Raw genomic sequence first — 13206 nt, 5'->3', positions numbered from 1 at the left:
CATCGCAGTCAACTCGGTTTTCTACTGGAAATCGCCGCAGGCCTCATTGCGTATACATTCCAACCTAAAAAACCGAGTTTGAATTTACGGAATAATGATATCGCTATTCTTAAACGAAGCTGAGGTTAATTACATCGTTAAAAAATTCTTTATTAAACTCAGTATCAATAATAGCATCAATAATGTCATCATTATTGCTTTCTATATCACATACATTTTCTAATATGTATAAATAAAAACCAAATCGCATCATATTTACGGGTGACATTACTTTTGAATCATCATATCCAGTTATGTCACATAGCAATTTATAATATTTTTCTAATTTTTTATTCAAAATAATAAAATCAGTGATTGTAACCATCAAAGAAATCCTTTTAAAAATCATTAATAATTTTTTTTAAAGTTCCCAAAATGCCCTATCACGCATTTTTTGAACATTTTTAGAGCCATCAACATAAAGACTAAAATGCTTATCCAATCGACGAATTTGTTCCATCAGTGACTCTTGTTCACCTTTATCATCAACGTTAAGCACCGCTTTAATATCAGCATTTTTAATCTCACCCACACGGTGAATAATCCACGTCAAAATATAGGATGAATAATTATTATCACTAGTTTTAAAGTGAGTAATTTCCTGTGTCGAAAGAATTACACCGACTCCATATTCACGCCCTTCTTTGAGAATTTTACGTAAGCTAGGAAAATCCTGGCGCATAAAATTATCGGCCTCATCTACAAGAACCATTTTCGTTATCTGGCGATAATCACCCAAAACAGCGGGTTTACCTTGTTTTTGCATTTGTGCATAGAAAAGATCCAAAGTTAATGCTACAACCAAACTTTGTATTTCTTCTGAATAACCAGATAATTCGATAACTGTTACTCCATTAATCAAATCATACAAGCTAACCATTTTCTCTGCGTCAGTTTCAAATATTTGAAAACCAGCTAAATTATATAGGGCTGCATATAATGAATCTTCCTCTACTTTTTCTTGAGCCAAATAATGTTGCCAAACATCTTCAATAGTTGGAGCGGTTCTATTCCATGTCGAACGATCTCCAGGACTAATTCCAGCTACCTCATAGCATTCCATAATTAAAGTTAAAAGCCTCATTTTCTGCTTTACACCTAGGTTATAAGCTCGTCCCATCGTTTCAGCAAATGCCATAGCCGTATGACGCGGCAACATAGGCATATCGCCAAATAAAGATAATGGATTATATGGTAGAAGAGAAAGTTGATATTTCTTAGCTCCAGTTGCAGTAATAAAAGCTTCATCAACATAGTCTGACTTATAGTCAAAGATCAGCAGGCCAATTGGAGCACCATTAACATTATTTGCCTGATTACGGATTAGTTGTGTTACTAAGGATTTCGTAAATTGAGTTTTACCTGTTCCCATTGTGCCTATGATACCGGTATTGGTATTCATAAACTTTGCAGTATTCGTCGGTTCCCAATAGAGCGGAGTCTGCCGTAAAGACTCATGACCAAACAATACTTGTAACGGTGTTTGATTTGTCGCAATAGAAACAGATGCAGGAATCTCAATATCAGTTCTCGAAATAGCCGTGTTCTTATCAAGCTCAATGATAACTTCAGATTGAATATTTGATTTTTCATTTCCCTCAACATTATCAACCGGCTCTTTATCCATCGAGCTAGTAAGCATATAGCACTCAGGAACATTGCAGTGAGCTACTAGCCCATCTAACTTATCTACACAATCAGCAGATATCAAAGAAGAAAGTAGTGCGTACGGCAATTCAATTTGAAGAATTTGATTTTCTGTTACCTTGTACGAAGGTTCAAAACAGCTATTGCTATCCACATGAGCAAGCACAATACCATCAACATAATTGTGTAATTGGCCCAGTTGGTATTCCCCTGTTATCCACCATTCTCTTTGCGATAACAATGGCTCCAACGTCTTGCTATCCAAGACTTGGTACAGACTGAGTTTTTCTACCTGCATAAGCACTTGACGAACGAATAAAGCACGGTAGAAATGTGAAGCCATAGTGTCGTTGCCCAGCAAATCTTCTTTCAGATAACGTTTAAGTTCCCTCGCTTGCAGGCCCGCATATCGGTAATCTGGTCGAGCTCCCGTTTTTACTTCTAAAGGAAGTAAATAGAGCTTGTCATCTTTAAAGCCAACAAATAATACATCATCCGAAATGGCCCCTTTACGATATCCTTGTACATTACGAGAAAACTCATTTTCGCTCATTTTGAGACCAATATTACCGGATACACGGATCATTTCAGCAACAGAAAGAGGTATCCAACAAATATCCGAACCCCGTAGCATCGACTGAACAAATTTATAAGCCCCAATAATACCGAGTTTTTCTTTACGTTCTTTATCGGTAGAACGCAACATTTTGAGCAACCATTCACCATTAAAGGCATTAAACTCAGAAAGCAACCGATCACTACCTACCCTATATTCTTGCCCACTACTATTTTCCATGTTGATTAAATTCTGGAAAAGCTCGATGTGTTTAGTCACAGTGACGGCATCATAACCAGTACAGCTGGTATATTGATCTGAGTAATGAATCAGTACTATATCTTTTTGGTTAGTAAAAAAATCTAAAGTAACTTTAGGGTCGATAACCGTTGTCCATAAAGAACTCTCATAAGAGCACTTAAGTAATTCTTTGAAATTGCCACTAACGGCCAACCCAATTCCTTGCTTCGAATATTGAGTATTACTTTGACGAGCAGGTTGCCACAACATCCCTAGTAAACGGGCTATACGCAGAGCTCGATATGGCCCAACATCAACATGGCGCAAACCAAATGCCGTAAAATAAGCATCTTCCAGAGTTTCAGCACCTTCCCCAGAAATCAAACCATTACAGAGCACACCACTTAATGCTGTATCCATATTGATAAGACGACAATCAACGGGGACACTATTATTGAAGAATGCTAAATGAGCATATTTGAGATCTTTATTATCTGTAGGTATTGTGAATTTGCTAAAAGTAAGGCGGCTACGAATCAAATCAATCAACAGATCCGCATCTTCTCGCTTTAATCCCAGCCAATTTTTAAGATCATCATAAGATCCTATTTCAGCAAAACGATCAAAATCATTTTGCATTAATTGCTCATCATAGAAATTAACATGAATAGCTGTTACATTTTCTTTATTCTGCTTAAAGTAATCAACCAGCCCCAAAAATAACTCTTTTGCAATACCTTGATTAATTGCATTGATTATCAAAGCGCTATTACCTATGCCATAAAATAATCTGGAATATGCATCCGTGAATTCATTTAGTTTATCCCTCACCAACTTTTGAACATAACCGTGGCTAACTTGACGTTGAGGAACAACATCGATCCAGAATCTATTTTCTTTAACTGGTTGTAATTGAGCAAATTCATGTTCACTATGGTAAACAAAAGGCATCAGACCAGAAGCAACCAAACGATTGAGTGTAACTTCAGGCAATTCTGAAAACGAATCATCACACTTTTCAACTAATTGCAAATGATAAGCTAATACTAATGGGTGTAATGGAGAAAGACGTTCATCATTTTCGTTACAGTGGACTCCCAAACGTAACAAACACTTCTCACCATCATTCAGCACCTTATCCAAACTAATGTTACTTAGTGCCATTTCAAATTCATTCAGTACAGCGGTAACTAAACAACAATATTCATCAGACCAAGAAACTAAACTGGGTAATGTCTTGCGCTGTTTATAGTAGATAAACAAGGCATTATACGCGTCATGCAGATCTATATTTACAGTGCGCAATTTATCCAGATCATAGATTTCACCAGAAGCAGAAACATAAAGTAGCTCTTTATCTATCATCTCTGCTTCTATTCCTAACAACTGTAAGCGAACACCAACTATCGTATGCTCAATACTATCAAAAATAACTCTCCGCTTAGCACGATTGTATTCAGCATTCCCTTCTTCTTTAAATAATTTAGCAAAGCGATTTTGATTAAAAAGTAATGGCAGTGTAATTTTTTCTTCTGCACCAGGGCCTTCAATATTAATGGCCAGACATTTTTCGCCTGAAACAAGTTTAAATTTAATTAACTCGCTTTGATTCGCCAGTGTATCAAAATCGATCAAAGCACATGTATGGATATCAACCTCGTCCTTATCAACTTCCAATTTATGAAAATTGTCACCATTTTGTGCAATGCGTAACTGATTTTCTTCTAGCTGAAGAGTAATTTGTTGCTTACCAGGTTCAATGCGATAGTAATTTTTGATTTCATCAAGATAAAAGCTATTTTTCGCAATGATTAATAGTCTAAATTTGTATTCTTCTGCTCGATTACCCCGATTTATCAACTCCAAACTAAGAAAGTTGGGCTGTCCATCAAAAGGAAGCTCAACTTTCATTCGGGAATACTTTCCCCCGGCACGATTGATTGACCAAATTTGCTGTTTTTGTTTTTTTAACGTGCGGTTATGCGTAATTTTTATTTGGCTATCTTGCAAGTCGTTACCTAAGAAAGAAAAATCCAATTCTACAACCTGCTGAGATAGCGGGGCTTGAATCAATAAACTGATATCTTTTTGCCCCGCTTTAGTCTCACTTTTTGCCCGCTGCCAAATAATAGTATCTGTAGGTGCAGTAACTGTTTCAAAACGTAATGTCTGCACTTGACAATCTATCTTAGCTTTTAAATAAATTGAAAAGTCAAGTGATTTCCAATCATTTTTTTCTTCGAAATGCTCCTGAATAAATTTTGTATCAAATTCGGTCAATACACTCTCAAGCTGATCACCGTAACGTTCAACACTATCCTTTATGGAACTATACAACTTACGATTATCATCAAGTCGGCTTCGGATTTGTCCCTGTATATTCTCCATATTCGTGATTATCGGATCATTAAAGAGCTCCAATTCTGAAAATTCTAAAAGGCCATTTTCTAACGAACGATAAAGTGGAGCAAAACCAAATACAGTCGCCCCTTCTTCAAGGATCATTGCTAATTGATCATCCAGTAAACAACGAGATAATTCATATCCTTTATCACCAGATTTAATTAAGGATTCTATATTTTCTCTAAATTTTTCCGGATGCCAAATAGCTTCAGGCGCAGCTAAATCCTTAGTGCTGTTTAGTAATGTATCCAACATACTATTGTGAATAATCAATAGTGCTGATTTCTCAAATGAATTATTTCGCCCCGATACTCTGTCACGCAGATGAGAGATATAGTTCTCAGTAAATGCTAAATCTCCCTCACCTTGTAAAACTGGAATTAGTTGAATGCCATCACGACAATATATACAAGGTACTAACTGTTTGGTTTGCTGATCATCTGAAGGTAATTCAAAAGTTTTTCCTTCAGATAAACTAACAAAAGCTTGATAAAGCTTTAACGCATTGTCTGCATCCGGTGACTTAAATTGATATTTCTCACCTGACTGAATAAAATCATTTACCCATTCAAGAAAAGATTGAACCAGAAAAGTTTCATACTGTCTTATGGACATAAACGGCGTCTCCACTATCACTCATGCGTTCCACATTTCCCATACGCTCATAAAAAGCGACTAAAGCTAAAGAAGATTGATTATCAAGGTAAAAACCACGTTGTTCAAAACAACGTAATAGCTCATGAAGACGCAACTTTTCATTTTTACCAATAGCGAGATTGGTCAGTAGCAAAAGTCTATCCTGACTAAGCACTAAAACTTTTCCAGCCCGTCCACGAGCTTGAATAAAACCAGAGCAAATTTCACTTTCTAATTCATTAACATATTTTCTATTAACACTTGATCGAGATGTATTTTTTCCACTGAATTGCTCAATAGCGACTGAAAAAAGTTGCTTAAAAGCAATTTCGTTATTCAAAGCAATCTCTTTTTCTGACAAATTTCTATCTTTAATAAACTCATCAAGATAAGCATTTAGACGAGACAAAATTGTATTTTGTTCTGGGTAAGCTAAAACATCCTGATAAACTTGCCATAGAGGGCGTTTTTTCCCTGCTTTTTCATCCCATTGTAAAACTTCGAGCGCGGAAAGAATGGGAAATAACTTTTCACGTTCACTTTCAAAAAGTTTATAACCAAAACGTTTTATTTTTTCCCTTTCTGAACTGGCCTTTTCTGTATCCAGAATGAAATACAAAGATTTGCTTCTAGGTTCACCATTGCGCCAATCCTCTAAATTTAATGCCAGTTGAGCGCAGTAAGTGAAAGCATACAACCGGAGCATATTGCCAAATTCTTGTAGTAAATATTGAGGATGCTCGACTAAAAATTCGAGATCTTGCTGAAAACATTGAACCAAATAAGGCAAATAGGGTTGCTCTTCAGCAAATGGACCTTTACCTAATACTCGAAGGTTCTTTTCCAACACAATAAGCATATGCTGTTCAAGGAAGTTAAGTCGATCACATAAAGGATGTTCGAGGCTAAAACTCCCCATCAGGTTGGCAAAAAGAGTTCCTAAACGCCAATTTGCTGCCCCCAAATCACTTTTACCTGAACCTGTACCACTAAATTGTGCATGAAATAACAAAAAAAGGGGAGATATCTTAAAAAGATCTTTATTAGCGAAGTACATACGATCCAATACGAACCAAAATGCAGGTTCATCAAGTTGCATGAGTAAATATTCTTCACAATCCTTTCTGAATTGTTCAAAACTATATTCTCTAACCTGCCGTTTAAGAACATAGCTAAGGACCAATCCAGTCACTTTATTCCAATCAAACGCATTATTTTTGTTACGGATAGGAAGATAACTATCTAGCTGATTGTTACCAACTACTAGTTTTTCTGCGATAGGATACATTAAGCCACCCCACTTATATCGCTAATGGTAATCATGTCATCATCTTCTTTGGCTATATATGTTCGGCTACCATCATAAAATTTAAGAGTTGAACTAGATTTCGCCTGTTCAGTGATTTGTTCCACTATTTCATCTAACAAAACTATGGCATTTTTATCATATTTATTAGGCCGGTACCCATTATTCAATTTATTCAGTAACTCAAATAAATTCAGATTAATGCTTATCGGCTTAAGTGAGTGATTATCAATTTTAAGGTAAGCATCAAAATGGGCAGGCTTTGTGACATTTTTCTTTAAGATAGAATCATAATCTCCTTTGAGATCCACAGGCGAAGTGACTTTTATTGAGCCAAATACTCCTAGAAACAATTCGTTTTTATTTGTAATGAGTTCTGGTGCTTTACGGTTAGCATAACGCTGTATAGACGTTATAAGTTCCAAAGAGTAGAAACGGCGTAACTCCATTTTTTGGGCATGACCACCAGTATAATTTGCATGTAAGTGCCAAATATCGGCATATTTTTCCAGTAATGTTTCCTGAAAGAACTGCTTAAATTTTTGGTGATACTTATTTCCAAAATCATCTGATTGCAGCAAACTGAATAAACGAATCAATGATGCTGCATCACCCGGCTTTGCCTGATTTCTATCAAAAAAGATATGTTGTTGAGCTAATACAGCTAAAAATTCATCTAATTCAGGATCAAGTAATCCCAATTCATAACGTAGGACAAACTGGTCTAACTCATACGTATGTAAGCTGGCAGGGTCAAAATCAGCTATTCTCTGCACTAGTTCATTTTCTTCACCAATAAAGAGATTATCAAATAAATAACCAGGCCCAAGCAGTAAATGGTAAAGTAAATCAAGCAATGCACGAGTTGTAACAAACTGATCTTTCATTAAGCGAGTCTTAAATAGCTGTGTAATAATGCCATCTTGCACGCTGGGAATGCTCAACAACTTAAAATTGGCAATAATCTGTGGCTCATGTCCCACTAACTCATCATTATTAGCTATGACATAAAATAGATTTTTTTCATCAGGTTCAGTTAATTTATTAATCAATTCTTTAGTAAAGTTAGAGTAATTCTTGTCTTCGCTAAACTGAAATTTAGGGTAATGTTCAAAGTCGAAAAAATGGCATCCTTCGATATAGCAAGAAGCTTGTGTGTTAGAACAGTCATTGAAAAAATAATCAATTGCAGCTCTAATGTTATGATGACGCTCTGAACCTTCCAACGAAAAATTAGCCATCATTCCTGTGTTAATACCCAGTATTAACGGACGGTTACCTTCTTTATGCACATCAAAAAGTTTATCAAGGGTCTCTATTGCCGATTGATGAGGGGCAAAGCTGTGAGTAGCATCAAGATGGAAATCACATTTATGTTTGTAGTGCTCATAACTACGGGTAAGAATTTCTGATTTACCATCACCACTACTACCACAAAGAAAAACAATTTCTCTATTGTTCAAAGAATCCAGACACTTTTTGAGATCTGATTCAATTTGCTGCTCAACAAAGAGTTGTTGTTTTAACTCATCAAACACATCTTTACGTCGGTCGGTAAGCGTTGTAACCGAAAACGATGATGACTTAGACAATACACCTAAAGCCTTTCTCAGCGTGAGTGAACTCATAGCTTAATGTTCTCTTATGTAATGTTTAGAACATTTTATACAATCCTCCTCACAAGCTCTACATGTAGAGATCAATTAAGCTGTTTATCTAAGACTAACACCTTCCCTCTGGATACCTAACTATCCAGATGTATACTCAGGTATGACTTAACCATCCCCATACATTAATTAGATATTTCCACTTGTCACTGATATAAGCTATTTTCAATTTAAAATTGTGGACACTGAAATTCAACATAAGAAACTAAAACTACATACCTTATTTCGTCCCATTATTTACCAAACAACACCATCCCACCGCCTTCTTAACCAACTCCCCCGTAGCATCAATATATCGTTCTTTATCACCACAACCACTAAGAATAAGCGGTATTTCCGTACATCCCATAATAAAATTTTCAATCCCAACATGTTTAAGCTGAGTAATAACAGTTTCCATTAACTGATAAGCCCTCTCTACATCACCACTTTTATAAGCTAATATACTTTCCATAACAATCCCCTGTTGAATATCATCAGGAACCACATAATTCACATTATCTTTCTTCAATCTCTCCTGATAAAGCCCTGTTTTTATCGTCCCTGTTGTAGCAAGAATTGCAACGTTATTAATTACTTCACTGACTATTTTATTACAAGTCACTTCCACAATATTTAGAAAAGGTATTTTAGTTGATGCTTTTAGTTCATCATACCAATAATGCGCGGTATTACATGGCATAATAATACATTCCGCTCCCGCTGCTTCTAATATTCGCAATACAGCCAGCATTTTATTTAATGGCGATTCGCCCTCGGAAAGTATATTTTCTGTCCTGTCAGGAATATCTGGAAATGAAACAGCAATCACCGGAATATGCTCCTGATCACACGTCGCTGGTGTATTTTTAATTATTTTTCCCATTGCATCTATTGTTGCTGCTGGTCCCATCCCACCCAATATTCCAATTATTTTTTTCATATGCCACCCCATAAAATAATGGTTATGATGGCACAGTGATTGCGATTCGTAATTGCAATATTTCTATGCGCCATGCTGTATTTGCATAAGCTTTTTTATGTAAACCAATCAATAATAAGGTAGGAGTTATGCTTAATAATATTGAGCTAAAATGGTTATATGATGCGGTAATGTTGGAGGAGTTACGAAGTTTTACACTTGCCGCAGAACGGAGAAATATATCCCAATCTTCTTTTAGCCGACGAATTCAGGCCCTTGAGAATGCCGTTGGTTTTGAAATATTTAATCGTGACTCTAATCCATTACAACTTTCGTTACAAGGTCGAGGTTTTATTGTCTATGCCAGAAATCTTTTAGGTGATATAGAGTATCAAATTGGAAAAATAAAAGGCGGTGAAATATCTAAACATCGTATTAATATTACTGCGGCTCACTCTCTTTCTATTTCACTTTTGCCTGAATTAATTTCTGGCTTTTCAGAGAAACCGGATAAAATTTTTAATATTGAATCAATCAATGTTGATGAGGCTGTCAAGAATCTCAAAAAAGGAAAAAGTGATTTTATTCTGTCTTTCTTTAATGAAGAACTGATGACCTCTCCTTTCCTTCATCATAATGTTCTGGATGCACAATTATATCTCGTCTCTGGCTGTAAGCCTGATGGAAAACCGTTATATCGTCTAGAAAATGAGCCATTGCCGTTGATGAAATACACTGACGAAAGCTATATGGGCCGCCAAGTAAATCAGTTACTGGAAAAAGATTTCAGGGATAGATTCAACTATTTTTGTCTTTCATCCATGAGTGAATTGCTGAAACGTATGGTTCTGAATGGTCACGGTGTCGGCTGGCTGCCGGATTATTCGATCCGTGAGGAACTCAGGGAAAAGAGACTGTGTTTGCTGGAGCCAAAACAATCTTCTATAAAAATGAGCGTATTCATTTATCGAACTCACTCTCGCCTTAACCCTTCTTCTGAGCGCTTTTGGCAATATATGAAAAAACGGTGGACAGTAATCTGATCACCAGCCTGACATCAAATTAACTTGCTGTAATCACTGAGCTGAATACAGCAAGTATACTCAAACCTCTTGTGCTATTTTACTTGACTGCTCTTTCTGCTCAGCACCACTCTGCTTTTCCTCCAATTTGGCAATCACGGCAGTGGAAATGCTGTTGCCGACTACATTCGTTGCGGTACGCCCCATATCGAGGAACTGATCAATGGCGAGGATAAGTAAAATTCCCGCTTCGGGAAGACTGAACATCGGCAATGTCGCTGCAACTACCACCACCGAAGCACGCGCAACACCAGCCATACCTTTGCTTGTGATCATCAGTGTCAACATAATCAGGATTTGCTCTGTAACACTCAGGTCAATGTTGTAAGCCTGTGCAATGAAAAGTATCGCAAAGGATTGGTACATCATTGATCCATCAAGGTTAAATGAGTAGCCCAAGGGTAAAACAAAGCTGGAGATTTTTTTCGGTACACCAAGGCGATCCGGTGCGTTCATGGTCTTTGGATAGGCTGACTCACTACTCGCGGTTGCAAAAGCTAATGCTACGGGTTCGCGGATTAATTTCATCAGTGAAAAAATCCGCTTACCGAGGAAAAAGAATCCGACGCCAGACAGGACAGCCCAAAGTAAAAATAGGCCGATATAGAAGAGTCCAATCAGTTTGCCATAGTCATAAAGCAGGCCCAGGCCTTGCACGGTAACGGCGGAGGCGATGGAGGCAAACACGGCAATCGGCGCAAATGACATCACATAGTCGGTGATACGGAACATAATGCGGGCCAAGTCTTCAATCAAGGTCACGAAGAGGCTTCTTTTTTTGCTGTTATGACAGATATAGGAAAGTGCTGCGCCGAAGAATATGGAAAAAATCAGGATCTGCAAAATTTCATTATTCGCCATTGCTGAGGCGAAACTACTTGGGAAGATATGGCTGATAAAACTTTTCAGTGAGAATCCGCTGGTGTTCAGGCCGGTATTTACCTCTTCCTGCGGGACAACAACATTAAGCCCGACACCAGGCTGGAACACATTAGCTATCAGCATTCCAATGCCAAGTGAGACTAAGCCCGCGATGATGAACCATACCATTGCTTTGATGGTAATTCGCCCGACAGAGGATGAACCACCGATTGATATCAGCCCGGAGACAATAGTAGCGAATACCAGTGGCGCGATGATCATTTTTATCAGACGCAGGAACACATCGGTAATGATGTTGATATAGGAAGCGACTTCTTTTGTCTGGCTGGCATCAAGATAATGATTCAACCCCCAACCGGTAATAATACCAAGCAGGATGGCGATGATGATTTGCTGCATGAGTCTTTGCCTGTTCATGGTGATCTCTTATTTTTCTGTTTCCTGATTTTTATTTGTTCAAATATTTACATTTTTCTAACCTTTGATGAAATGCAAATGAAAGATGCAATATGCAGAAAATGCATCATCACTTTGGGAACAATGCGTAATATTCAGAATGGAGCAATAGGTAATAGATATGGGGAAATAATAATAAATGTAAAGTGTTTTGCTAATTGAATAACTTTATGATTGAAATAAGTGATCGCCTAAGCGATCACTTATTTAATTTGATTAACCTTTAACATTGCTGACAATATCTCCATCTCCTCCATCTGCCCCATTACCTCCTCTCCCACCATTTCCGCCGTTAGCGCCATTGCCTCCCTTTCCTCCAGCTTGCCCCGGAAATACTCCATCTCCACCTTTACCTCCATTTTTACAATTGCTGTTAGGTATTCCATCTTTACCATCCTGGCCCGGCTTTCCATCTAATTTTTTACAATCAATCACTTTTTCATTCGATTTAGCATATATTGATACGTAAGGCATAGTTAATATAACAGCCGCTATGATAACTATTCTGAGTTTCATTTTTATCTCCTAAATGTAAGATTAACTTTCCAATTTAATTGATTTTACTAAATTGCATAGTTAAGGGATAATTAATTATTCGGATAAGAGTAAATTACCACCTTAAAACATTATTTTCCGTATTGTTTAAATATTATTTTAATAAAACATCACTAAAGAATTATTACTTGAATTTAAAAATTCAAAAACAATAAAAACAGTTTCTATTTTAGAACTATTTTTTGACCTTTTTACTTTTATGAATGCAATAATTATCTATATCCTTCGTCTTTTTGTACTTTGAGACAGACTGCCAGATAGTTTTTTCATTTTTTCTGTGGTAACTATCCGCTTTTACAGGCTTTTAAAACACCAATTCGCGTCGATTTTCGGGTTTGAATCAATATCCACCTCATCGTTAGGTTATCCATTTAATGTACTTTTTCCTACTGTTAGTATCCTCTTAAAACGAGATGAAGTTTTAATTTGTACAGTAGCAGGAACTTGTGTTGAATTACCACAGCTATAATCAGTTGTTGCACCATCAAAACGATAGCTTACATTTAGACGCTCCAATGCTTCGACGATAATAGCAGAAGAACCTCCTGGTGAGGTAGGTATAATTTTACCCGTGATGGAGTTTTTTAGCGCTTTAGTATAAACACCATAACCTACTTTAAGTAGCTGACCTTCTCTAACCAACTCACGCAGTGCCCTACCGACCTGATCATAACCAGCGATATCTTTAAAATCGTCACGGGTAAACACATAAATAAGATTTCATAATTGTGATACACCCATTTTTCTCATCCCCGGTTTTTGCTGTTGTAAGGAAGCGGTTTCCATGAAGATTTTGACATGGTTAAGCAACTGCCACATAAATTGGCAGCAGTGGT

General features: G+C 36.9%; 9 protein-coding genes and 2 pseudogenes. 2 read left to right on the top strand and 9 right to left on the bottom strand.

The genetic code is table 11. The features are described 5' to 3' along the window. Positions 1-123: pseudogene (locus AACQ81_RS19810) on the top strand (IS982 family transposase); the annotation flags it as partial. Here the strand turns inward: AACQ81_RS19810 and AACQ81_RS18215 are convergent. The 5 genes from AACQ81_RS18215 to AACQ81_RS18195 form a co-directional block, all read right to left on the bottom strand. Beyond that, entirely contained in the window at positions 110-364 is a 255-nt protein-coding gene (locus tag AACQ81_RS18215) for a hypothetical protein (protein ID WP_237388160.1), read from the bottom strand. The pseudogene AACQ81_RS19810 and the gene AACQ81_RS18215 sit on opposite strands and share 14 nt — an antisense overlap. Positions 365-400: 36 nt before the next feature. Continuing rightward, positions 401-5500 (bottom strand): DNA phosphorothioation-dependent restriction protein DptH, encoded by a 5100-nt coding sequence (dptH, locus tag AACQ81_RS18210; RefSeq protein WP_237388159.1) that lies wholly within the window; start codon positions 5498-5500, stop codon positions 401-403. Next, positions 5481-6809 carry a DNA phosphorothioation-dependent restriction protein DptG gene (dptG, locus tag AACQ81_RS18205; protein WP_237388158.1) on the bottom strand — a complete coding sequence of 443 codons (1329 nt, stop codon included), beginning with the start codon at positions 6807-6809 and terminating at the stop codon, positions 5481-5483. The genes dptH and dptG overlap by 20 nt, the downstream gene beginning before the upstream one ends. Then, positions 6809-8455 carry a DNA phosphorothioation-dependent restriction protein DptF gene (dptF, locus tag AACQ81_RS18200; protein ID WP_237388157.1) on the bottom strand — a complete coding sequence of 549 codons (1647 nt, stop codon included), beginning with the start codon at positions 8453-8455 and terminating at the stop codon, positions 6809-6811. Before dptF ends, dptG begins: the two co-directional genes overlap by 1 nt. A gap of 259 nt (positions 8456-8714) precedes the next feature. Further along, positions 8715-9416: an aspartate/glutamate racemase family protein gene (locus tag AACQ81_RS18195; protein ID WP_237388156.1), complete on the bottom strand. Its 702-nt coding sequence runs from the start codon at positions 9414-9416 to the stop codon at positions 8715-8717. 128 nt (positions 9417-9544) lie between these two features. Between AACQ81_RS18195 and AACQ81_RS18190 the strand changes: the two genes are divergently transcribed. Beyond that, positions 9545-10438 (top strand): LysR substrate-binding domain-containing protein, encoded by an 894-nt coding sequence (locus tag AACQ81_RS18190; RefSeq protein WP_237388155.1) that lies wholly within the window; start codon positions 9545-9547, stop codon positions 10436-10438. A gap of 60 nt (positions 10439-10498) precedes the next feature. On the opposite strand, the gene AACQ81_RS18185 is transcribed toward AACQ81_RS18190, so the two are convergent. The 4 genes and pseudogenes from AACQ81_RS18185 to AACQ81_RS18170 all read right to left on the bottom strand — a co-directional run. After that, positions 10499-11776, bottom strand: a complete 1278-nt coding sequence (locus AACQ81_RS18185; RefSeq protein ID WP_237388154.1) for a dicarboxylate/amino acid:cation symporter — start codon at positions 11774-11776, stop codon at positions 10499-10501. A gap of 255 nt (positions 11777-12031) precedes the next feature. Beyond that, complete coding sequence (locus AACQ81_RS18180; RefSeq protein ID WP_237388153.1) at positions 12032-12331, bottom strand: hypothetical protein; 300 nt, start codon at positions 12329-12331, stop codon at positions 12032-12034. Positions 12332-12733: 402 nt separating this feature from the next. Next, a complete protein-coding gene (locus AACQ81_RS18175) occupies positions 12734-13084 on the bottom strand; it encodes a DUF6088 family protein (RefSeq protein ID WP_237388161.1) in 351 nt (116 codons plus the stop codon). Between the two features lie 6 nt (positions 13085-13090). Beyond that, positions 13091-13206 (bottom strand): annotated as a pseudogene (locus tag AACQ81_RS18170) (IS630 family transposase); the annotation flags it as partial.

Origin of the sequence: Xenorhabdus sp. Sc-CR9 (assembly GCF_963897815.1) — a bacterium.
Classification (GTDB): domain Bacteria; phylum Pseudomonadota; class Gammaproteobacteria; order Enterobacterales; family Enterobacteriaceae; genus Xenorhabdus.
The sequence above is the reverse complement of the archived record's forward strand: the minus strand, read 5'-3'. Positions and strand labels throughout refer to the sequence as shown.